This is a genomic window from Streptomyces sp. FIT100 (assembly GCF_024584805.1).
Lineage (GTDB): Bacteria > Actinomycetota > Actinomycetes > Streptomycetales > Streptomycetaceae > Streptomyces.
On record NZ_CP075715.1, the window covers coordinates 5,252,470 to 5,274,157 of the forward strand.

25 protein-coding genes are annotated in these 21,688 nt (G+C 71.6%); 15 read left to right on the plus strand and 10 right to left on the minus strand.

Annotation, left to right across the window (positions count from 1 at the left end; translation table 11 throughout):
• Positions 1-120: 120 nt before the first annotated feature.
• Positions 121-663, plus strand: a complete 543-nt coding sequence (locus KK483_RS35545) for a DivIVA domain-containing protein (RefSeq protein WP_399014677.1) — start codon at positions 121-123, stop codon at positions 661-663.
• Entirely contained in the window at positions 660-1,250 is a 591-nt protein-coding gene (locus KK483_RS23740; RefSeq protein ID WP_262007261.1) for a DNA-3-methyladenine glycosylase I, read from the plus strand. The genes KK483_RS35545 and KK483_RS23740 overlap by 4 nt, the downstream gene beginning before the upstream one ends.
• Before the next feature lie 29 nt (positions 1,251-1,279).
• Here KK483_RS23740 and KK483_RS23745 read toward each other — a convergent pair whose 3' ends face one another.
• Positions 1,280-2,080 (minus strand): enoyl-CoA hydratase/isomerase family protein, encoded by an 801-nt coding sequence (locus KK483_RS23745; protein ID WP_262007262.1) that lies wholly within the window; start codon positions 2,078-2,080, stop codon positions 1,280-1,282.
• Positions 2,081-2,128: 48 nt separating this feature from the next.
• On the opposite strand from KK483_RS23745, the gene KK483_RS23750 reads away from it, so the two are divergent.
• Both KK483_RS23750 and KK483_RS23755 read left to right on the plus strand, forming a co-directional pair.
• The gene (locus KK483_RS23750) at positions 2,129-2,284 is read left to right on the plus strand and encodes a hypothetical protein (RefSeq protein ID WP_262007263.1); all 156 of its coding nucleotides are present in this window, start codon (positions 2,129-2,131) and stop codon (positions 2,282-2,284) included.
• Positions 2,285-2,410: 126 nt separating this feature from the next.
• A complete protein-coding gene (locus KK483_RS23755) occupies positions 2,411-2,578 on the plus strand; it encodes a DUF3117 domain-containing protein (RefSeq protein ID WP_003966491.1) in 168 nt (55 codons plus the stop codon).
• 115 nt (positions 2,579-2,693) lie between these two features.
• On the opposite strand, the gene KK483_RS23760 is transcribed toward KK483_RS23755, so the two are convergent.
• A complete protein-coding gene (locus KK483_RS23760; RefSeq protein WP_242329689.1) occupies positions 2,694-3,359 on the minus strand; it encodes an O-methyltransferase in 666 nt (221 codons plus the stop codon).
• A gap of 141 nt (positions 3,360-3,500) precedes the next feature.
• Here KK483_RS23760 and sigE point away from each other — a divergent pair, with 141 nt between their 5' ends.
• From sigE to KK483_RS23785, 5 genes are all read left to right on the plus strand, one after another.
• A complete protein-coding gene (gene sigE / locus KK483_RS23765) occupies positions 3,501-4,265 on the plus strand; it encodes an RNA polymerase sigma factor SigE (RefSeq protein WP_262007264.1) in 765 nt (254 codons plus the stop codon).
• Positions 4,262-5,128: an anti-sigma factor gene (locus KK483_RS23770; protein WP_262007265.1), complete on the plus strand. Its 867-nt coding sequence runs from the start codon at positions 4,262-4,264 to the stop codon at positions 5,126-5,128. The genes sigE and KK483_RS23770 overlap by 4 nt, the downstream gene beginning before the upstream one ends.
• Positions 5,129-5,247: 119 nt before the next feature.
• Positions 5,248-6,942: a S1C family serine protease gene (locus KK483_RS23775; protein ID WP_262007266.1), complete on the plus strand. Its 1,695-nt coding sequence runs from the start codon at positions 5,248-5,250 to the stop codon at positions 6,940-6,942.
• A 134-nt stretch (positions 6,943-7,076) separates the two neighbouring features.
• Positions 7,077-7,517, plus strand: coding sequence for a sec-independent translocase (locus KK483_RS23780; protein ID WP_262007267.1), 441 nt, complete (start codon positions 7,077-7,079; stop codon positions 7,515-7,517).
• 184 nt (positions 7,518-7,701) lie between these two features.
• Positions 7,702-8,364, plus strand: coding sequence for a hypothetical protein (locus tag KK483_RS23785; protein WP_262007268.1), 663 nt, complete (start codon positions 7,702-7,704; stop codon positions 8,362-8,364).
• A gap of 105 nt (positions 8,365-8,469) precedes the next feature.
• Here KK483_RS23785 and KK483_RS23790 read toward each other — a convergent pair whose 3' ends face one another.
• From KK483_RS23790 to KK483_RS23800, 3 genes are all read right to left on the minus strand, one after another.
• Complete coding sequence (locus KK483_RS23790; RefSeq protein ID WP_262007269.1) at positions 8,470-9,603, minus strand: Mrp/NBP35 family ATP-binding protein; 1,134 nt, start codon at positions 9,601-9,603, stop codon at positions 8,470-8,472.
• Positions 9,604-9,666: 63 nt separating this feature from the next.
• The gene (locus KK483_RS23795) at positions 9,667-10,332 is read right to left on the minus strand and encodes a DUF1003 domain-containing protein (protein WP_262007270.1); all 666 of its coding nucleotides are present in this window, start codon (positions 10,330-10,332) and stop codon (positions 9,667-9,669) included.
• Positions 10,322-11,593: a magnesium transporter MgtE N-terminal domain-containing protein gene (locus KK483_RS23800; RefSeq protein ID WP_262007271.1), complete on the minus strand. Its 1,272-nt coding sequence runs from the start codon at positions 11,591-11,593 to the stop codon at positions 10,322-10,324. The genes KK483_RS23795 and KK483_RS23800 overlap by 11 nt, the downstream gene beginning before the upstream one ends.
• A 181-nt stretch (positions 11,594-11,774) precedes the next feature.
• Between KK483_RS23800 and KK483_RS23805 the strand changes: the two genes are divergently transcribed.
• Positions 11,775-12,560 (plus strand): hypothetical protein, encoded by a 786-nt coding sequence (locus tag KK483_RS23805; RefSeq protein WP_262007272.1) that lies wholly within the window; start codon positions 11,775-11,777, stop codon positions 12,558-12,560.
• Positions 12,561-12,715: 155 nt separating this feature from the next.
• On the opposite strand, the gene KK483_RS23810 is transcribed toward KK483_RS23805, so the two are convergent.
• Positions 12,716-13,240 (minus strand): hypothetical protein, encoded by a 525-nt coding sequence (locus KK483_RS23810; RefSeq protein ID WP_399014686.1) that lies wholly within the window; start codon positions 13,238-13,240, stop codon positions 12,716-12,718.
• Positions 13,241-13,252: 12 nt separating this feature from the next.
• Positions 13,253-14,383, minus strand: coding sequence for a magnesium and cobalt transport protein CorA (locus KK483_RS23815; protein ID WP_262007273.1), 1,131 nt, complete (start codon positions 14,381-14,383; stop codon positions 13,253-13,255).
• 427 nt (positions 14,384-14,810) lie between these two features.
• Between KK483_RS23815 and KK483_RS23820 the strand changes: the two genes are divergently transcribed.
• Positions 14,811-15,395, plus strand: a complete 585-nt coding sequence (locus tag KK483_RS23820) for a suppressor of fused domain protein (RefSeq protein WP_262007274.1) — start codon at positions 14,811-14,813, stop codon at positions 15,393-15,395.
• A 132-nt stretch (positions 15,396-15,527) separates the two neighbouring features.
• On the opposite strand, the gene KK483_RS23825 is transcribed toward KK483_RS23820, so the two are convergent.
• Positions 15,528-16,820 carry an MFS transporter gene (locus KK483_RS23825; protein ID WP_262007275.1) on the minus strand — a complete coding sequence of 431 codons (1,293 nt, stop codon included), beginning with the start codon at positions 16,818-16,820 and terminating at the stop codon, positions 15,528-15,530.
• Positions 16,821-16,992: 172 nt separating this feature from the next.
• Here KK483_RS23825 and KK483_RS23830 point away from each other — a divergent pair, with 172 nt between their 5' ends.
• From KK483_RS23830 to KK483_RS23840, 3 genes are all read left to right on the plus strand, one after another.
• Complete coding sequence (locus KK483_RS23830) at positions 16,993-17,631, plus strand: DUF6758 family protein (RefSeq protein WP_262007276.1); 639 nt, start codon at positions 16,993-16,995, stop codon at positions 17,629-17,631.
• Between the two features lie 122 nt (positions 17,632-17,753).
• Positions 17,754-18,626 carry a PHP domain-containing protein gene (locus KK483_RS23835; protein WP_262007277.1) on the plus strand — a complete coding sequence of 291 codons (873 nt, stop codon included), beginning with the start codon at positions 17,754-17,756 and terminating at the stop codon, positions 18,624-18,626.
• 178 nt (positions 18,627-18,804) lie between these two features.
• Entirely contained in the window at positions 18,805-19,410 is a 606-nt protein-coding gene (locus tag KK483_RS23840; protein WP_262007278.1) for a MarC family protein, read from the plus strand.
• Positions 19,411-19,518: 108 nt separating this feature from the next.
• Here KK483_RS23840 and KK483_RS23845 read toward each other — a convergent pair whose 3' ends face one another.
• A complete protein-coding gene (locus KK483_RS23845; RefSeq protein WP_262007279.1) occupies positions 19,519-19,671 on the minus strand; it encodes a hypothetical protein in 153 nt (50 codons plus the stop codon).
• A 140-nt stretch (positions 19,672-19,811) separates the two neighbouring features.
• Between KK483_RS23845 and KK483_RS23850 the strand changes: the two genes are divergently transcribed.
• On the plus strand, positions 19,812-20,708 hold the full coding sequence (locus KK483_RS23850; protein ID WP_262007280.1) for an NYN domain-containing protein: 897 nt from the start codon (positions 19,812-19,814) through the stop codon (positions 20,706-20,708).
• Positions 20,709-20,714: 6 nt separating this feature from the next.
• Here KK483_RS23850 and KK483_RS23855 read toward each other — a convergent pair whose 3' ends face one another.
• Positions 20,715-21,566 carry an alpha/beta fold hydrolase gene (locus KK483_RS23855; protein ID WP_262007281.1) on the minus strand — a complete coding sequence of 284 codons (852 nt, stop codon included), beginning with the start codon at positions 21,564-21,566 and terminating at the stop codon, positions 20,715-20,717.
• Positions 21,567-21,688 lie beyond the last annotated feature (122 nt).

Consider the following 21,688-nt stretch of genomic DNA (forward strand, 5'->3'; position numbering starts at 1 on the left):
CGACCTTAGGCCCTGTGCGGTCGATCCTGCCGGGCTGATCGACCGCACAGGGCCTCACCGTCAGTGGGGCATGGCACGATCGGCAGCGGACGGTATTCCAGCTCCGGGGAGAGGCACGCTGTGTTCTGGTTCTTGCTGATCGCGATGGTCGTGGTGGTCGCCGCGGTCACCCTCGCGGTGGTCGGCGGCGGTGAGAGCGCGGTTCTGACGGAAGCGGCGCCGGAGCGGCTGGTGGACCCGCTGCCGGTGACGCGCCCGGTGGGCCGCGCCGATGTCGAGGCGCTGCGGCTGCCGGTCACGCCGAGGGGCTATCGCATGGCGGACGTCGACGATGTGCTCGATCGGCTCGGCGCGGAGCTCGCGGAGCGGGACGCGAGGATCGCCGAATTGGAGGCGGCGCTGGCCGGGCGGCAGGCGAGGGAGGTCGGCCCGCCGGAGCTGTTCGACGACCGCCCGGGCGGTCTCTTCGAGAAGCGGCCGGGAGGGGCGGTCGACGAGCGGCCTTTCCAGGGCCCGGCCCGGAGCTCCGCCGAGGGCCCCGATGACGAGCGCGGACACGAGCACGAGCACGAGCGCGAGCACGGGCACGACGGCGAGTACGGCCCCGAGCAGGAGCAGGAGCAGGAGCAGGAGCAGGAGCAGGAGCAGGAGCAGGAGCGATGAGCAGCAGTGCGATCGCCGGCCCGGACGGGCGGCTCCGCTGCCCCTGGGGCCTGTCGACCGAGGACTACGTGGCGTACCACGACGAGGAGTGGGGCCGCCCGGTCCACGGCGACGACGCCCTGTTCGAGCGGCTCAGCCTGGAGGCGTTCCAGTCCGGGCTGTCGTGGATCACGATCCTGCGCCGCCGCCACACCTTCCGGCTGGCCTTCGCCGACTTCAAGATCGCGGCGGTCGCGGCGTTCAGCGACGCCGACAAGGAGCGCCTGCTCGCCGATCCGGGGATCATCCGCAACCGCGCCAAGATCGAGGCGACCCTCGCCAACGCCCGGGTGCTCGCGGAGTGGCCGGCCGGGGAGCTGGACACGCTGATCTGGTCGTACGCACCGGACGCGGCCACCCGCCCGGCGCCGCGCGTCCTCGCGGACGTCCCGGCGGTCACGGACGAGTCCACCGCCCTGTCGAAGGCCCTGAAGAAGCGCGGCCTGCGCTTCATCGGCCCCACGACGGCGTACGCGCTGATGCAGGCGTGCGGACTCGTGGACGACCACCTGGCGGACTGCGTCGCCCGCCGGGCGGTCGCCTCCTGAGCCAGGGGCGTCGTTCGGATCGGACGGGATCAGCGCCCCAGGTACGTCGGCTTCTCCTTGGCCAGGAACGCCTGGACCGCGATCCCGTGGTCCGCCGAAGCGCCGGCCCGGGTCTGGAGCTCGTCCTCCTTCTCCAGCGTCTCCGCGAGCGAGTGGTCGGCCCCGTAGGCCAGGGACTCCTTGATCGCCGCGTAGGCGAGGGTCGGACCCTCCGCCAGGGCCCGGGCGACGGCGGCGGCCTCGGCGGCGAGCTCGTCGGCGGGCACGAGCCGGTTCGCGATGCCCAGGTCGTACGCCTCCTGGGCGGAGACCGACCGGGGGAAGAGCAGCAGATCGGCGGCGCGGCTCGCACCGACCAGCCGGGGCAGCGTCCACGAGACGCCCGAGTCGGCGGTCAGCGCCACCCCGGCGAACGAGGTGGTGAACTTCGCCGTGTCGGCGACCACCCGGTAGTCCGCCGCCAGTGCGAATCCGAGACCGGCGCCCGCCGCGACCCCGTTGACGCCGGCGACGACCGGCTTCGGCATCTCCGTGAGGGCCCGCACGATCGGGTTGTAGTGCTCGCGCACGGTGTTCATCGTGGCCCCGGAGCCCGACTCCCGGTCGGCCGCGAGGAGCTCGATGTGCTCCTTGAGGTCCTGGCCCACGCAGAAGGCGCGCCCCGTCGCGGTCAGCAGGACCGCCCGTACGGACGCATCCGCCGCCGCGGCCCGCACGCTGTCCCGCAGTGCCTCCTTGGCCTCGACGTTCATCGCGTTCATGGCCTCGGGCCGGTTGATCGTGATGGTCGCGAGTCCGTCCTTCACCTCGTACAGCACGGTGTCGGCCATGTCAGGTCCCCTCTGCGGCTCGGGCGATGCGATCGTGTCGAGGCCAGCATGGCGGAGATCGCGGAGGCCGGACATACGCGCCGGTATGTGACCTGCGTCAAAGAATTGTGCTTCATGCGTATGAGCGCGGTGGCGAAGTATCGCAGGCGGATCGCCGAATTGAGTGGTTTTGCGAAAGCGCGTTGCGCAAGCGATGCCGACTGATGTTGGTCATCGGGTCCCGCCATGCGGGATAATGGCTGGGAAGCAATGTGTTCGATGCCGGTGACCTGTGCCCATCCGGTGGGCCCGTCGGCTGACGATGAGCTGGTTTCAGGAAGGGGAACGAGCATGGCGGCCATGAAGCCGCGGACGGGCGACGGCCCGCTCGAGGTGACCAAGGAGGGGCGGGGCATCGTCATGCGCGTTCCGCTCGAAGGCGGCGGTCGGCTTGTCGTCGAGCTGACTCCGGACGAGGCCGACGCGCTCGGCGACGCCCTCAAGAAGGTCGTCGGCTGACGCGACGAGCGTCGAGCGACACACCTTTCCGCTTTTGCGCACCGCCCCGGCACGGCAGGACCGTGCCGGGGCGGTGGCGTGCCTGCGGCCGTTCTCCGGTCCCGCGTTCCCCGGATCAGCCTCGGCGTACCGCGCACAGCAGGCCGTCGCCCACCGGCAGCAGTGACGGCAGCAGCCCCTGGCTCTCCCGCACCGCCCGCAGCAGCTCGCGCACCCGCAGCACCTCCGCGGGCTGGGCCGCCGAATCGACCGTGCGGCCGTCGAAGAAGACGCCCTCGAAGCAGACGAGCCCACCGGGCCGCAGCAGGCGCAACGATTCAGCGAGATAGTCCAGGGACTCCAGCCGGTCACCGTCGCAGAAGACGAGGTCGTACCCCCCGTCCGCGAGCCGGGGCAGTACGTCGAGGGCGCGCCCGGGGATGAAGCGCGCCCGGTTCCCCGCGAACCCGGCGGCGCGGAACGCCTGCCGTGCGAACTGCTGGCGCTCCGGCTCCGGGTCGACGGTCGTCAGCACGCCGTCGGGCCGCATGCCCTGCAGCAGATAGATCCCGGAGACACCCGTGCCGGTGCCGATCTCCGCCACCGCCTTGGCGTCCGCCGTCGCGGCCAGCAGTCGCAGCGCGGCGCCGGTTCCTGGCGACACCGAGGGCAGCGCTGCTTCCCGGGACCGCTCGCGGGCCCAGCGCAGTGCTTCGTCCTCGGCGACAAAGGCGTCGGCGAACGCCCAGCTCGTCTGCCGGTTGGCGGTAATGACGCTCTCCTGTCCCCGTAGTTGGCGCAACGGTGACTGTATCCGCTGCGACCGGGAACCCGCAGATGGGACCGGGCGTTATGGAGAGACGGGAAGGAATACGCGGGCGACCGCCGACTGTCCCCAAATTCGCGTAAAGATTCTTATCCGGAGCTAACGGGCGAGGTGGCTATGGTAGGGGCTCCACTGGACACCACCAGAGCCGACAGGGGAGGTGCGGCTGCGCCTGTGGACCGGAGGGGGGTGCTGAGGCGCCTCCTCGGGTCGGCGGGTGAGCCGAAATCCGTGACCGACACCGCTGACGCCCGTTCCAGCCAGGCCGACTCCGTACCCACCGCGACGTTCGCACCGGATGCGGAATCGCAGGCGTGGACCCCTCCCAGCTGGGAGGACATCGTCAGCACGCACAGCGCTCGCGTCTATCGCCTCGCGTACCGTCTGACCGGGAACCAGCACGATGCGGAGGACCTCACCCAGGAGGTCTTCGTCCGTGTCTTCCGCTCCCTGTCGACGTATACGCCGGGGACGTTCGAGGGCTGGCTGCACCGCATCACGACCAACCTCTTCCTGGACATGGTCCGCCGCAAGCAGCGGATCCGTTTCGACGCGCTCGGCGACGACGCGGCCGAGCGGCTGCCCAGCCGTGAGCCGTCCCCGCAGCAGGTCTTCCACGACACGCACTTCGACGCCGATGTGCAGCAGGCGCTGGACACGCTCGCGCCCGAGTTCCGCGCGGCCGTCGTCCTCTGCGACATCGAGGGGCTGTCCTACGAGGAGATCGCCGCGACGCTCGGTGTGAAGCTCGGCACCGTCCGCAGTCGCATCCACCGCGGCCGCTCCCACCTGCGCAAGGCCCTGCAGCACCGCTCTCCCGAGGCGCGTGCCGAGCAGCGCGCGCCGGCGGTGGCGGTGGCCGGGGAGGGCGGTCGCGCGTGAGCACCATCGGCCCGACCCCTGCTGAGCAGCACCTGGGGGACCGGCTCGCCGCCCTGATCGACGGCGAGCTGAAGCACGACGTGCGCGACCGGGTGCTCGCGCATCTGGCGACCTGTCCCAAATGCAAGGCCGAGGCCGACGCACAGCGCCGGCTGAAGAGCGTGTTCGCGGCGACCGCCCCGCCGCCGCCGTCCGAAGGGTTCCTCGCGCGCCTGCAGGGCTTGCCCGGCGGGCCGCCCGGAGGGCAGCCCGCCGCAGACGACGACAGCAGCAGCGGTCCCTTCGGCAGGGGAGGTCTGGGCCGAGGACGCTTCGGCGACGGCGTCTTCGGCATGACGGCGGAGGACTTCGGATACGTTCCGGCGCGGCACGGGCTGCCCGGCGGCGCTCCCGGGTCCGGGTTCCGCATCCATGACGTGGGACGGGCCGAGGCGGAGCGCTCGGTCTGGCGCGGACGCCGGTTCGCGCTCACGGCGGCGAGCGCCGTGTCCTTCGCCGCGATCGCGCTCGGCGGGACGCTTCCGCTCGCCGCGCCGGGCGATTCGGCCGCCCGCGGCGAGCAGCGGGGAAACAATGTCACGCCGATGCGGAGCACGACCCCCTCCGCCGTGTCGACTGGCGGAGACACCGGCCGCCGGCGTGGCGGTGCGGGCGGCGAGCAGGCCATGGGTGCGCTCCAGCAGCCGCTGGCGCAGACACAGCCGCCGGCCGCGCAGCCCTTCGCCGCGTCGAGCCTGCTCCCGGGCGTGCCATCGCCTCTGATACGGCCGACGGGCTCGGCGTTCCAGCTCGCGATCGCCTCCGGTCCTGCACCGACGGCCACGCCCCATCCGACCCGGCTCGCATCCCCGACGGGGCGCTGACGCCAGGACGCCGGCGCGGGCGCCGGGCGACCGCACGGTAGGACGCCTCCCGCAAACCTGATTGAATCCAGGGAGGGGTGCCCGGCGGGGCGCGCAGACCGGCCAGTTGCGGGGAGAGCATGGAGAACGGGAAGCAGACGGGTCCCAAGTCGACGTGGTGGAGCCGGCCGCACCCCACGTCCCCGGACCCGGGGCCCGCCCCGGCCGCCCCGATGGATGTGGCACCCGACGCGCCCGCCGTCCGGGACGACGAACCGTCCGAGTACACGCTGGCCGCACCGGCCCCCGCATCCCCCGGCACACCGTCCCCGGCCGAGACCGAGACCGAGACCGAGACACAGACCGAGACCGAGGCGGACGGCGGCGCCACGGCCCCGCACGGCGGCGGCGCACAGCCGCTCCACGAGCCCGACGAGTACCGGACTCCGCCCTACGGCGGTCCGGGGCCCTGGGCGCCCGCACCGCCCGTGCAGCGCCCCGTGGGCACACCGGCGCACGGGACCCCCGTACCGCCGCAGCCGCCCGCCGGCAACGGATCCGCCGCGCCCGCGCCCGTACCGGCGCCTGTATCGGCTCCCGTGCTGCCTCCCGCGCCCGCGCAGTGGACCCAGTACGACCCCTGGAGCGCCCCCGGCGCGGCGGCGGCCTTCCCCGGCGCGGCAACGGCACTGAGCCATCCCGGCGCACCGGCGAAGAAGAGGTCCCGGCGCGGGCTCGCCCTCACCGGCGCCCTGCTCCTCGCGCTCGTCACCGGCGTTCTCGGCGGCGGCATCGGCGCGTACCTGGAGCGCAACGGCGGCATCACCTCCCTGGAGCTTCCCCAGGCCGGCCCCGAGGCCGCGGGCCGCGCCCCCGACAGCGTCGCGGGCATCGCCGCCAGCGCCCTCCCCAGCGTCGTGACGCTCCATGTCAGCGGCACCACCGCGCAGGGCACGGGCACGGGCTTCGTCCTCGACCAGCAGGGCCACATCCTCACCAACAACCATGTCGTCGACCCGGCCGGCAGCTCCGGCGACATCACCGTCACCTTCAGCGGCGGCGAGACCGCCCGCGCGACCCTCGTCGGCAAGGACAGCGGCTACGACCTCGCCGTCGTCAAGGTCACCGGGGTCTCGAACCTCAAGCCGCTGCCCCTCGGCAACTCCGACAACGTCCAGGTCGGCGACCCGGTCGTGGCCATCGGCGCCCCCTTCGACCTGCAGAACACCGTCACCGCCGGAATCATCAGCGCCAAGGAGCGCCCCATCACCGCGGGCGGCGAGAAGGGCGACGGCAGCGACGTCAGCTATGTCGACGCGCTCCAGACCGACGCGCCGATAAACCCCGGCAACTCCGGCGGCCCGCTCGTCGACTCCAAGGCTCGTGTCATTGGCATCAACAGCGCCATCCGCGCCGCCGACACCGGCGCCGGCCCCGACGGGGGCGGCGGTCAGGCAGGCTCGATAGGTCTCGGCTTCGCGATCCCCATCAACCAGGGCAAGCGCGTCGCCGAGGAGCTGATCAACACGGGCAAGGCCACCCACCCGGTCATCGGCGTCAGTCTCGACATGAAGTACACGGGCGACGGTGCCCGGGTCGGCGAGAAGGGCCGGGACGACACGCCGTCCGTCACCGCGGGCGGCCCCGCCGCCAAGGCGGGCATCCGCTCCGGCGACGTCATCACCAAGGTCGACGGCCAGCGCGTGCACAGCGGCGAGGAGCTCATCGTCAAGATCCGCGCGCACCGGCCCGGCGACCGCCTGGAGCTGACTATCCTCCGCGGCGGCAAGGAGCAGACCAGGACGCTGACGCTCGGCTCGTCCAGCGGCACGTGACGGACATCCTGAGGGAGCCTGAAGTGACCCCGGAGGTACCGTCCGGACAGATTCGGCGGGTACCGTGGAGCGGACCCTGACAACCATGACCAGCTTCCACGACGGCGGGCACGCGGAACACAAGGAGCAGCAAGGTGTTCAATGACATAGGCGCACTCGAGCTCGTGACGCTCGTGGTCCTTGCCGTGCTCGTTTTCGGCCCGGACAAGCTGCCGAAGGTCATCCAGGACGTCTCGCGCTTCGTCCGCAAGGTCAGGGAATTCTCCGACAACGCGAAGCACGACATCCGCAGCGAACTGGGCCCGGAATTCAAGGACTTCGAGTTCGAGGACCTCAACCCGAAGACCTTCATCCGCAAGCAGCTGTCGGAGAACGACGATCTCAAGGAGATCCGCAGCAGCTTCGACCTCAAGAAGGAAATGAACGAGGTCGCGGACGCGGTCAACGGCAAGGAGCCGACGCCCTCCGTGCCGGCGACCGTCAACGGCTCGCCCGGCAGCGGTCCTGATCTGCTGAAGAAGCGCGAAACCCCCGGTCAGGGCGAGCGTCCCCCGTTCGACGCGGACGCCACCTGAGCCGAGTTGCCCCGGTCGTCCTCGATGTTCCGGACGTCCCGATCCGGCCACACCTGACCACACCCGGGCGCCATCAATCCCAACGAGCCGGTGCGAGGTGGCTATCCTCCATCTGTCCGGAACGAGGCGCCCGCGGGGGGCGGGCCGTTGCCGGACCTGGAAGATCGAGGAGGCGGCCGGACAGATGGAGACGACGAGTCGGGTAGGGGCGCAGAGCGCGGCCGGCACATCCGCTGCTGAGGAGGTGCCCGTAGCCCGGCGCAGGGTCGACGGCTATCTGCGGGCACAGTTCCCCTGGTACGGACTGGACGAGGCGTTCACCGGGCCGCGCTGGCTGATGCAGGTCGGCACGGCCGCGGACGGCACGGTGCAGCACGGCTCGCTGGGCCATGGTGACGAGCCGTCGATAAAGTCCGACGCCGCCGGCACCGAGAAGGAACGGTTCGCGGCCGTCGTGACGGTCGCCGCGAGCCCGGTGCGGCGCAGCGGGGACGGCACGGGGGTCCTGGAGGCCACGACAGTGTCCTCCGCGGCCTGGCTGGCCGGCTCGGGGCTGCTGGCGTACACCTGGCCCGCGCTGCTCGACCACTCGCTGCGCGACGACTGGCTGGACCAGCAGACCGAGACGGCGTTCGCGCTCGCGGACGACCTGGAAGGCGCGGCGTGGTCCGCGCTGTCGCTGCCCGTGGACGGGGTGCCGATGCCGTTCCACTACCGGGAGTCCGAGTTCGGCTGGGTGCTTGCGGGATCCGCGCAGAACGGCGTGCACATCGGCGCGTACGGGCGGGGAATGAGCGCGTACGGGCTGGGCTTCTCGATCGTGCGGGACCTGGCCCCGTACGCCTAGGGCCTCTGCCTGGGGGCCGATGCCTGGGCCTACGCCGAAGGGGCACCGCCGATGCCGGCTGTGCCCCTTCGTGCCCCGTAGCGCCTGCTCAGAACTTGCGCCTGCTCAGAACTTGTTCCTCGGCGTGATGCCCAGGCTCAGGCCCGCAAGGCCGCGCTGGCGGCCGCCGAGCTTGCCGGCGATGGAGCGGAGCGCCGCGCCCGCAGGCGAGTCCGGGTCGGTCAGGACGACCGGCCTGCCCTCGTCGCCGCCCTCGCGCAGCCGCACGTCGATCGGGATCTGGCCCAGCACCGGCACCGTGGCACCCGTCGTCCTGGTCAGGCCGTCGGCGACCAGCTGGCCGCCGCCCGTGCCGAAGACATCGACCATCTCGTCGCAGTGCGGGCACGGCAGGCCCGACATGTTCTCGACGACGCCGACGATCTTCTGGTGGGTCTGTACGGCGATGGAGCCGGCCCGCTCCGCGACCTCGGCCGCGGCCTGCTGCGGGGTGGTCACGACCAGGATCTCGGCGTTCGGCACCAGCTGGGCGACGGAGATCGCGATGTCACCGGTGCCCGGCGGCAGGTCGAGCAGCAGCACGTCCAGGTCGCCCCAGTAGACATCCGCGAGGAACTGCTGGAGCGCGCGGTGCAGCATCGGGCCGCGCCACACCACCGGGGCGTTGCCCGGGGTGAACATGCCGATCGAGATGACCTTCACACCGTTCGCCGACGGCGGCATGATCATGTTCTCGACCTGGGTCGGACGGCCGTCCGCGCCCAGCATCCGCGGCACGCTGTGGCCGTAGATGTCGGCGTCCACGACACCGACCTTCAGCCCGTCGGCGGCCATCGCGGCCGCCAGGTTCACGGTCACGGAGGACTTGCCGACACCGCCCTTGCCCGACGCCACCGCGTACACCCGGGTGAGTGAGCCGGGCTTGGCGAAGGGCACCTCGCGCTCGGCGCCGCCGCCACGCAGTGAGGCCGCGAGCTCACGCCGCTGCTCGTCGCTCATCACGTCCAGTGCCACGTCGACACGGGTGACGCCCTCGACCCGGGAGACGGCTTCGGTCACGCGCTGGGTGATGGTCTCGCGCATCGGACAGCCGGAGACGGTGAGATAGACCGTGACGGCGACCGCGCCGTCGTCCCCGATCTCGACCGATTTGACCATGCCGAGATCGGTGATCGGCTTGTTGATCTCGGGGTCGTTCACCGTCGACAGCGCCTCGCGCACCGCGTCTTCCGTAGCCATACGGACGATGGTACGGCGCCTCATCCCGCCCCGGGGCCGTCCGGGGCCGTCCGGAGACGTCCGTCAGCGGTCGCCTTCGTCACGTCTCCTGGCCGCCTCCGGCGGGAATACGGCAGGACGGTCCGCCAGCTCCTTCAGCAGGTCCTCGAACTCCGAACGGATCCAGTCACGGGTCGCGACCTCGCCGAGCCCCATCCGCAGCGACGCGATCTCCCGGGTCAGGTACTCGGTGTCCGCGATGGACCGCGCGTTCTGCGCCCGGTCCTGCTCCAGGTTGACCCGGTCACGGTCGTCCTGGCGGTTCTGGGCCAGCAGGATCAGCGGGGCGGCGTAGGACGCCTGGAGCGACAGGGCCAGCGTCAGGAAGATGAACGGGTACTCGTCGAAGCGCAGCGGGGCCGGCGCGAAGATGTTCCACAGGACCCAGATGACGATCGTCAGGGTCATCCAGACGAGGAACCGGCCCGTGCCCAGGAAGCGGGCGATCCGCTCGGAGAACCGCCCGAAGGCTTCGGGGTCGTAGTCGGGCAGGACCTTGCGCCTCGGCGCGCGCGGCTGGTCGAGCCGGATCCGCGGCGGGCCGCCCGTCAGCCGCTCCAGTTCCCGCTCCCGCTCACGCTCGCGTTCCTTCTCCCGCTCCCACTCGCGTTCGCGTTCCCGTTCCCGTTCGCGCTCCCTGCCCTCGCGGCCGCCCCCGCCGCGCTCCGAGAGGCCGTACTCACTGCCCATGGGTCGCCTCCGTCCCTTCGAACTCGGCCTCCCGCCAGTCCTCCGGCAGCAGATGGTCCAGTACGTCGTCCACGGTCACCGCGCCCAGCAGCGACCCGCTGTCGTCCACGACCGGCGCGGCGACCATGTTGTACGCGGCGAGATAACTGGTCACCGCCGGCAGCGGGGTGTCCGGTGCGAGCGGCGGCAGATCGGTCTCGACGATCGAGCTGACGAGGGTGAACGGCGGGTCCCGCAGCAGCCGCTGGAAGTGCACCGTGCCCAGGTACTTGCCGGTCGGTGTCTCGTCGGGCGGCCGGCAGACGTAGCACTGCGCCGCGAGCGCGGGCGAGAGGTCCTGCTGGCGCACCCGGGCCAGCGCGTCCGCGACCGTCGCGTCAGGGCGCAGCACGATGGGCTCGGTCGTCATCAGCCCGCCCGCGGTCCGCTCCTCGTACGACATCAGGCGGCGCACGTCGGCCGCGTCGTCCGGGCGCATCAGTGTGAGCAGCCGCTCCTTGTCCTCCTCGGGCAGCTCGGACAGGAGATCGGCCGCGTCGTCCGGGTCCATGGCCTCCAGCACGTCGGCCGCCCGCTCCTCCTTGAGCTTGCCGAGGATCTCGATCTGCTCGTCCTCGGGCAACTCCTCCAGCACGTCGGCGAGCCGCTCGTCGTGCAGGGCGGCGGCGACCTCCACGCGGCGCTTGGGGGAGAGGTGGTGCAGGGCGCTGGCGAGGTCGGCCGGGCGCAGCCGCTCGAAGGTGGCGAGCAGGCTCTCCGCGCCCTGCCCGTCCTCCTCCAGCGAGAAGCCGGTGACCGCCGACCACTCGACGGTCAGCGCCTCGCCCTTGCGGCGCAGCGCCCCGCCCTTCCCCTTGCGTACGAAGACCTTGTCGATCTCCCAGTCGCGGCGGGCGGGCAGCTGCTGGATGGCGACGTCCAGGACGGTGACCTCCTCGTCCGTGGCGACGAGACGGACCCGCCGGTCGAGCAGCTCGCCGAGAACGAGGCGCTCGGTCGGGCGCTGCTCGAAGCGCCGCATGTTGACGACGCCGGTGGTGATGACCTGGCCGGACTCGACGCCGGTCACCCGGGTCATGGGGAGGAAGATCCGGCGGCGGCTGACCACCTCGACGACGATGCCGAGGAGCCTGGGCGGGCGGCGGCCGACGCGGAGCATGGCCACGAGGTCGCGCACACGTCCGACCTGGTCGCCGTTGGGGTCGAAGACCGGGACACCGGCCAGGTGCGAGACAAAGATCCGGGGGGCGCCTGCAGGCATGCTCCGCGCCTCCTCCGTGCCATGAAATGCCCAGAAATGCCGCTGTTCAACGGCTTCAGGCTAGCCCGTGCGGATCCATACTGCCCGTGAGATCCGTCCGTACGGCTCCCTGCTGACAAGGCGATGGGCACAGGTACGCTGCGGTCTTGCCACCCCCACCTGTACGAGAGGCAGGGCGCTCGTGACCGCTCTCCCCCCGGCCACTGCCGTGGCCCGGGCCCGTCGTGCCGCGCTCCCCGTCGCGCTCTGTCTGGGACTGGCCGCGGCCCTCACCGCCTGTGCCGGCGAGGATCCCGACGCGGGCACGAACGGCGTGGGCAAGCTGGAGGCGACCGAGATCGAGGCGAAGGCCAAGGCGGCGACGGACGCGGCACAGGCGGTACGGCTCTCCGGGACGCTGGTCTCCAAGGGCGGCACGTACAAGCTGAACATGCAGCTGAAGAAGAGCGGCGGCATCGGCTCGGTCACCTCGAAGAACTCGACCTTCGAGCTGCTGCGGGTCGGCGACGCGCTCTATCTGAAGGCCGACGCGGACTTCTGGGCGCACACCGACTCCGACGGCAAGGGGGCGTCCAAGCCGCCGACCGAGGAGGACACCGCCGCGGCGGACAAGCTCGACGACAAGTACGTCAAGGTCCCGGAGGACGACCCCTCGTACAAGCAGCTGCGCGGCTTCACCGAGATGGACGTGCTGCTGGACGGGCTGCTCGGGCTGCACGGGAAGCGCAGCAAGGGCGACCGCGACACGATCGGCGGCATCCGCACGGTCAAGGTGCTGGGCGCGGAGGGCGGCGGCGGCACGCTCGACGTCTCGCTGCAGGGCACGCCCTTTCCGGTGCAGTTCGCCCGGGCGGGCGGGGCGGGGGTGCTGACGCTGGCGGACTGGAACGAGGACTTCGAGCTGGAGGCGCCGACGAAGGACGCGACGGTCGACTACGGTCGCGAGCTCCCCCGCACCAACGACTGACGCCTCTCTCCGGGGCTCCGCCCCGGCCCCGCTGACGGGGGCGCTGCCCCCGAACCCCCGCGCCTCAATCGCCGGCGGGGCTGGTTGTGGGCCCCTGGGCCCCTAGGCCCCAGACCCCCTGGGCTCCGATCGCCGGGCGGGCTGCGGGCAGGGGGTCAGGAGGGGCGTCGGCGGCGGCGGAGGAGGAGGCGAGGGAGGGCTGCGGGGATCGGGTGGCGGGTGGTCGCCGGGGTGGGGAGCGGGACCGCGGACAGGGAGTCGTCCGGGAGCTCCGTGGTCGACTCGCGCGGCTCCAGCCGCAGCACCCGGCACTCGCGCGCCCAGCGCTCCGTCATGTGCTCGCCGTCCGGCGCGTTCAGCCGCTTGCCCTTCAGCTCGGCGACCGCGGCCTCCCAGGTCTCCGAGCCGGGCGCCGGCTCCGTCACCGCGGCCGTCCAGGCGACCAGCCGGCCGCCCTTGTCCTTACTGCGTACGGTCACCTCGGCGGTGGAGCCGTTCGCCAGACCGGGCAGCGGCTGCTCGCCGGGGCCGTCGCCGACGACGTACGCCGCACCGTCGTGCCAGGCGTGCCACAGTGCCCGGGCGGGGCCGGCGGTGCCACGGACCCAGATGAGGCCCGACTTCTTGGTGGCCTCCTCGACGAGGGCCCGGCCGAGCAGCGCGTCATGCACGTCGTTCATGCCCGCAGCCTATTAGAGCCAGCCGTTGCGCTTCAGCGTGCGGTGAATGGTGAGACAGACGGCGACGATGCCGACGAGCACCATCGGGTAGCCGTATCTCCAGTGCAGCTCGGGCATGTGGTCGAAGTTCATGCCGTAGACGCCGCAGACCGCCGTCGGCACGGCGATGATCGCCGCCCACGATGTGATCTTGCGCATGTCCTCGTTCTGCGCGACCGTCGCCTGCGCCAGATTGGCCTGGAGGATCGAGTTCAGCAGTTCGTCGAAGCCGATGACCTGCTCCTGCACCCGGGCCAGGTGGTCGGCGACGTCGCGGAAGTACTTCTGGATGTCCGGGTCGACCAGCCGCATCGGCCGCTCGCTCAGCAGCTGCATCGGCCGCAGCAGCGGCATCACGGCCCGCTTGAACTCCAGCACTTCCCGCTTGAGCTGGTAGATCCGCCCGGTGTCCGTGCCGCGTGTGCTGCCCTTCGAGGGCGCCGAGAAGACGTCGATCTCGATCTCGTCGATGTCGTCCTGGACGGCGTCCGCGACCGCGATGTACCCGTCCACGACATGGTCGGCGATGGCGTGCAGCACGGCCGAGGGGCCCTTGGCGAGCAACTCGGGGTCGTCCTGGAGCCGGTGGCGCAGATTGCGCAGCGAGCCCTGGCCGCCGTGGCGCACGGTGATCACGAAGTCGGGCCCGGTGAAGCACATGACCTCGCCGGTCTCGACGACTTCGCTGGTCGCCGTCAGTTCGGCGTGCTCGACGTAGTGGATGGTCTTGAAGACGGTGAAGAGCGTGTCGTCGTAGCGCTCCAGCTTGGGCCGCTGGTGGGCGTGGACGGCGTCCTCCACGGCGAGCGGGTGGAGCCCGAACTCGGCGGCGATGCCCGCGAACTCCTCCTCCGTCGGCTCGTGGAGCCCGATCCATGCGAAGCCGCCGCCCTCGCGCACCCGCAGCATCGCCTCGTGCGGGGTCTGGCAGGCGGTGTCGGACACGCGCTTGCCGTCGCGGTAGACGGCGCAGTCGACGACCGCGCTGGAGGCGGAGGGGTCGCGGGTGGCGTCGTACGCGCCGTACAGGCCGCCGCTGTACGGCGCGCTGTTCTTGCGCAGCGTGGGGCGGACCGCTTCGCGCAGGTCACGGATCATCGACATGGCAGGCTCCTTCACGGAGAGGCCGCCGTGCGAGGCGTGGCGCAGCCCGGAATGGGGACGTGTACGTCGGTACGTCCGCAAAGCGGGCGGCACCGCGGGACGCGGTGACGGCGTTCGCTACAGACAGTCAGGCAAAACGTGCGTGCTCTTCCGACCTGCGCGGTGCCATGGAACTGACGGTGCGGGAGACCCTCAGCGAGTCGGGGCCGAGGGGAGGATTCGCGCGGAAGAGCGGCTGGTACTGCACGGTCGACTTCGATCCACCGCAGCCCCACCTCCTCCGGCCGGTCCCCCGTGGGGGATGTCCTGTCGTCGGGACTCGAAAGCCACGCTTCTGCGTGCTGGCCCAACAGGCGGCCAAGCCTATCAGCCGACTGCGGGTCAATCCCGTTCTTTGCCCCTTCCTGACGCGATCTATGCTCGCGGGATGGGAGAAGTTCTTGCTCTGGTCGAGGCCCGGTTGCGCACGGCGTTCGGTGAGCCCGACGCTCGCGCGGCGGTGACGTTTCTCGGCACGGACCGGATGGAGGTGCTCCGTTTCATCGACGGAGACATCGTCCGCTACGCCACGCTGGGCATGTCCGGGCAGCCGATGAACGACCCTCAGGACGTCCTCGCCGACCCCGTGAAGGGGCCCCGTGCGGAGCTGCTCCTGTCGGTCAGGGCCGGGCTCGCCGACACCGACAAGGTACTCCGCCCGCTCGCGGTCCTGGCGTCGTCTCCGCAGGTCGAGGGCGTGATCGTGGCACCGGGCAACTCCATGGACGTCGGTGCGCCGCTGTGGCCGCAGGCGCCGTTCTCCTCCGTCCTGGTCGCCGGGTCCGGCGGACTGGTGGAGGACCTGGAGCTGGACGATCCGATGGACCCGGTGCGCTTCCTGCCGCTGCTGCCGATGACGGCGAACGAGGCCGCGTGGAAGCGCGTGCACGGTGCGGCTGCGCTCCAGGAGCGGTGGCTGAAGCACGGTACGGACCTCCGTGATCCGCTGCGCAGGTCGGTGTCCCTGACGTGACGTCAGTCCTCGTGCGCATGGCGTGAAGTGACGTATCTCATGGCCGAGTTGGCCGAAGCCGGCCTCGTCGGCCTCGTCGGCCTCGTCGGCCGCGTCGGCCGCGTCGGCCGGCCGGGGTGGTCCGCGCCGGTGTCAGTCGGCGAAGACCACGGCCCCGTCCCGCGCGGCCCCGTCCCGTGCGACGGCGGCCGGCTGCCGTTCCGCCGTCCCGTGCGTCAGTGAAGCCCGCCGCGCCCACACGATCGCCGCCCCGGCCGCCGCCGCGACACCCGCGGCCACGAACGGCAGATGGACGTCGCTCCACTCCTCGATCTTCGGCGCCAGATACGGGGCCGCGGCCGCCGCGAACCAGCGGACGAAGTTGTAGCCCGCGCTCGCCACCGGACGCGGGGCGTCCGAGACGCCGAGCGCCAGCTCCGTGAAGACGGTGTTGTTCACACCGATGAGGGCACCGGACAGGACCGTGCAGACGACGGCCGCGGTGCGGTCCCCGTAGCCGAGCACCACCACGTCCGCCGCGAGCAGCAGCAGCGAGCCGACCAGCACCCGGGTCGATCCGTACCGCTGCTGGAGCCGCGGCGCGACCAGCACCGAGAAGACCGCGAGCAGCAGGCCCCAGGCGAAGAAGACCGCCCCCGACCGGTACGGCGACATGTCCAGCACGAACGGCGTGAAGGCCAGCACCGTGAAGAAGGCGTAGTTGTAGAAGAACGCCGACGCCGCGGTGGTGGCGAGACCGCCGTGGCCGAGCGCCTTCAGCGGGTCGAGCAGCGAGGTCTTGCGGGCGGGCGTCGGCTGTCCCCTGAGGAAGGCGGCGATGCAGAGGAAGCCCACCGCCATCAGCGCGGCGGTGCCGAAGAACGGGTAGCGCCAGTTCGCGTCGCCCAGGAGAGCGCCGAGCAGCGGGCCGCAGGCCATGCCGAGGCCGAGCGCCGACTCGTACAGCAGGATCGCCGCGGCGCTGCCCCCGGCCGCCGCGCCGACGATGACCGCGAGCGCCGTCGAGACGAAGAGCGCGTTGCCGAGGCCCCAGCCGGCACGGAAGCCGACGAGTTCGCCGACGGAGCCTGACGTGCCGGAGAGCGCGGCGAAGACGACGACCAGCGCGAGGCCCGCGAGCAGGGTCCTGCGGCCGCCGATCCGGCTGGAGACGTAGCCGGTGACCAGCATGGCCACCGCGGTGATCAGGAAGTACGAGGTGAACAGCAGCGAGACCTGACTCGGCGTGGTGTCCAGGCCCTTGGCGATGGACGGCAGGATCGGATCGACGAGGCCGATGCCCATGAAGGCGACGACGGAGGCGCCGGCCGTGGCCCAGACGGCCTTGGGCTGGCGCAGGATGCCCGGGGTCGCGGACCCTCCGGTTCCGCTCCCGGTTGCGCCTCCGGTTTCGCCTCCGGCTTCGAACGGGTCCTCTGCGCGCATGGCTGCTCCTCTGCTTCTCCCGCTGGATCGGTGCGCCATGCAAATAATAAGTTAGACATTCTAATGAATGCAACATACATCCAGTTTCCCCTGGTGAACGCGGGTGAAAGCGGCGTGCCGGGCGGGTGATCGTCCTTGACGCGGCGCCGGGCGGGTAGGACCGTTGAGCGCTATGAGGGGCGAACCCAGTTGCCCGAAGTGCGGTGGCCGGGTCAGGGCGCCCGGTCTCTTCGCCGACACGTGGCAGTGCGATGTGCACGGATCCGTGCACCCGCTGCAGCCGGTGATCCCGCCCAGCGTCGAAGCCCTCAGCGTCGTGGTGGCCCGCGCCCAGGTGCCGGTGTGGATGCCCTGGCCGCTCCCGGTCGGCTGGCTGTTCACCGGCGTCGCGTACGCCGGTGACGACCGCAGCGGTGGCCGCGCCACCGCCGTCGCCTGCTCCGGGCCCGGACCTCTCGGCGGGGTGGGGGAGTTGCTGCTGGTCGCCGAGGAGCTCGGGGTCGGCCTCGGTGCCCGGTTCGCGGGCATCGACGGGCCGGATCCGGGACCGCACATGACCGTCGACAAACCACCCCAGGCCAAGGTGCTCGCCGCGGGCCGGCCGACGCCGCTGTGGCACGTCAACGACGCCCCGGAGGACCGCGCCGTCTTCGCGGGCGAGGCGATGGGGCTGTGGCTGTGGGCGATCGTCTGGCCCGAGTCGACGGGCCTGCTGATGTACGACGAGCTGATACTCACCGATCTGCGGGACGCGGGCTCGGAGGTGGACCTGCTGCCGTGCGGGGCGCTGTCCCCGCGGCTGCTGTCCTGACGGCGACGCGGCGGTCACGGCTGCGGTGAGGGCTTTCACGTGATGCGGCGGTCCGGGTGATGTTCGATCCCCCGTTAGGATTGGACGTCCCCTGTCCGCCCCGAGCCCTGGAGCCGTACGCCGTGCGCATCGATCTGCACACCCACTCCACGGCATCGGACGGTACGGACACCCCGGCCGGGCTGGTCCGCAACGCGGCGGCCGCCGGGCTCGACGTCGTCGCGCTCACCGACCACGACACCGTCGCCGGTCACGCCGAGGCGATCGCCGCGCTGCCGGGTCTCGACCGTCCGCTCACCCTCGTCACCGGCGCCGAACTGTCCTGCCGCGTCGAGGGCGTGGGCCTGCACATGCTGGCGTACCTCTTCGACCCCGACGAGCCCGAGCTGGCGCGCGAGCGCGAGCTGGTCAGGGACGATCGCGTACCGCGCGCCCGCGCCATGGTGGTCAAGCTCCAGGAACTCGGTGTGCCCATCGACTGGGCTCGGGTCGCGGTGATCGCGGGCGACGGCTCGGTCGGCCGGCCGCACATAGCAGAGGCGCTGGTCGAACTCGGCGTCGTGCCCGATGTCTCCGCCGCCTTCACGCCCGACTGGCTGGCGAACGGCGGGCGTGCGTACGTCGAGAAGCACGAGCTCGACCCGTTCGAGGCGATCCGCCTGGTCAAGGCGGCCGGGGGCGTCACGATCTTCGCCCACCCGCTCGCCGTCAAGCGTGGCGAGGTCGTGCCCGAGGAGGCCATCGCCCGGCTCGCCGCGGCGGGCCTCGACGGCATCGAGGTCGACCACATGGACCACGACGAGCCGGCGCGCGCCCGGCTGCGCGGACTCGCCGCCGACCTCGGTCTGCTGCCCACCGGCTCCAGCGACTACCACGGCAGCCGCAAGACCTGCCGGCTCGGCGACTTCACGACCGACCCGGAGATCTACGGCGAGATCACGCGCCGCGCGACCGGCGCGTTCCCGGTCCCGGGCACGGGCGGAACATCCCGCTAGGCCGGCCCTCCGGACCGGGTCCTCGACCGGGATCCGGTCGCGCCCTCCCTGCGTCCTGCCTCCCCGGGCCCCTGGGCCCCTGCGCGTCCGCTGCGCCGCGCCCGGCGGAGCTGCGAAGCTCCAGGCCGGTCCGGCGCTCCTCTGCACCCCACACCCCAACACCCCGCAAGGCATCACTGTGTTCGACGTCGCCGTCTTCGGCTCCCTCTTCCTGACCCTCTTCGTGATCATGGATCCGCCCGGGATCACCCCGATCTTCCTCGCCCTGACCTCCGGCCGCCCCGTCAAGGTCCAGCGCCGGATGGCCTGGCAGGCCGTTGCCGTCGCCTTCGGCGTCATCGCCGTCTTCGGCATCCTGGGCCAGCAGATCCTCGACTATCTCCATGTCTCCGTGCCCGCCCTGATGATCGCGGGCGGTCTGCTCCTGCTGCTCATCGCGCTCGACCTGCTGACCGGCAAGACCGACGAGCCCAAGCAGACGAAGGACGTCAACGTGGCGCTCGTACCGCTCGGCATGCCGCTGCTGGCCGGGCCGGGCGCGATCGTCTCGGTGATCCTCGCGGTGCAGCACGCCGGCAGCGTCGAGGCGCAGATCTCGGTGTGGGCGGCGATCGTCGCGATGCACGTCGTGCTGTGGCTGACGATGCGCTACTCGCTGCTGATCATCCGGGTCATCAAGGACGGCGGTGTCGTCCTGGTGACCAGGCTCGCGGGCATGATGCTGTCCGCGATCGCCGTGCAGCAGATCATCAACGGCGTGACGCAGGTGATCCAGGGCGCCTGAGCCCACTCCGCGGGTCCAGGGCGCCTGAGCCCACTCCGCGGTACCGGCCCCGGACAGCACTTCGCCCCCGTACGATCGTGACCGTACGGGGGCGAAGTGCAGCTGTGGTTACGAGGCCGAGGTCCCGGCCGGCCGGATGTAGATACGCTGGCCGATCGCCGCGGCCTGCTGGACCATCCGGTTGACGGAGGCGGCGTCCACAACGGTGCAGTCCACGGCGGTGCCGTCGACGTCGTCGAGTCGCATGATCTCGAAGCGCATTAAAGGCTTCTCCCTTCTGTCCGTCTCTGTTCCATACGTTCCAACGGGATGCAGGGGGCAAACATTCCCTACGCTAAGGAAATTTTTTGGATGTCTAACTACTGGCGGGTAGAGCCCGGCCTGCTCACAATGGGTTTCGTATGAACGACGACGAGCTCACCAGCGTCAGCGCCCGCCTGGAGCGCACCAACGAGCTGCTCCAGCGCATGCTCGCCGAGGTCGCGAAGACCCCGTCCACGCATGCCATCTTCGTCGACGCCGGTTACGTCTATGCTGCGGCCGGGTTGCTTGTGGCGGGTACCGAGGACCGGCGCTCCTTCGATCTTGACGCCGAAGGGCTGATCGAGGCGTTCATCGACACGGCCCGCACGATCTTCGCGGACAGCCGGCTGCTGCGCGTCTACTGGTACGACGGTGCCAGGCGCCGTATCCACACCACCGAGCAGCAGTCCATCGCCGACCTCCCGGACGTCAAGGTCCGCCTCGGCAACCTCAACGCCAACAACCAGCAGAAGGGCGTCGACTCCCTCATCCGCTCCGACCTGGAGTCGCTCGCCCGGCACCGTGCGATCAGCGACGCGGCGCTCGTCGGCGGCGACGAGGACCTGGTCCCCGCCGTCGAGGCCGCCCAGGGGTACGGCGCGCGCGTGCACCTCTGGGGCATCGAGTCCGCCGAGGGCGGCAACCAGGCGGAGCCGCTGCTCTGGGAGGCCGACAGCCGGCGCACCTTCGACCTGGACTTCTGCCGGCCGTACGTCACGCGGCGGCCCGTCACCACCTACGAGGAGGACACCGCCCCGCCGTCCCGTGACGACGTGCGCTTCGTCGGCGCGCAGATCGCCGCGACCTGGCTCGCGGAGCGCGGCCGTGCGTCGATGGAGGAGCTGCTGCCCGGACATCCGTATCTGCCGGGACCGGTGGACCAGGATCTGCTCGTCGAGGCGGAGAAGCTGCTCCAGCACTCGCTGCGGGGCTACGCGCCGCTGCGGCGTGCCCTGCGGGACGGCTTCTGGCAGCACCTGCAGGGCCAGCTCTGATCGTCGTCAGTCCGCGTACTGGTTCCAGAAGGCGGTGAGCGCTCCGGCCGTCTCCCGCGGCCGGTCCGTGTTCGGCGAATGCTCGGCGCCCTCGATGACCGTGCGGTGCGCGCCCAGGCGCTGTGCCATGTCGTCGAGCAGCGGCACGGGCCAGGTGTCGTCCCGCTCGCCCGACAGCACGTGCTTGGGCAGCGGTACGGCGGCGAGTTCGCCGACCCGGTCCGGCTCCACGGTCAACTGCCGTCCGGCGGCGAGGAGCTGGGCGGGGTTGTGGCGCAGCCAGCGCCGCCGCAGGTCCTCCCGGCCCTGCCCGTTCGGCTCCGCCTCCTCCGGGGGGTCCAGGGCCCGCATGGCGTCCCAGACCTCGGCCATGTCCATCGCGACGAGCGCGTCGCTCAGCAGCTCGACCTTGCTCCGCTGCCCGGGGCTGATGCGGGCGGGCCCCGACGAGATGAGCGTCAGCGTGCGAAACGACGCCGCGTCGGTGAGCACCGTCGCACGGGCGATCTGGCCGCCGAGCGAGTGCCCGACGAGATGCACCGGCCCGCCGACGGCGACGGCCTGCGCGAGTACGTCCTGCGCCAGCTCGCCCTGGGCGTACGCCTCCTGGGCGTCGGGCCCCTCGCTCTCGTACTGCCCGCGCCCGTCGACGGCCACGGCCCGGTACCCCGCGGCGGTCAGGGGCTCCAGCATCGCGATGAAGTCCTCCTTGCTCCCGGTGTAGCCCGGCAGCAGCAACGCGGTGCCGCGCACCGCCCCGCCCGGCAGGGCGTCCAGCACGGCGAAGTCGCCGCGTGAGGTCTCGAGCATGCGGGCGCGGGCACAGGCAGGGGGCACGAAGGTGGGCGGCCGACTCATGCGACGAGGCTACCCGGGGGCTCGGGAGGAGCCCGTCGGGGTTCCGTCGGGGCGGAGTGCCCGAGGGGGCGAGGACACGGCCGAGGGCCCGCCCCCTCAGGGGGACGGGCCCTCGGATCGTG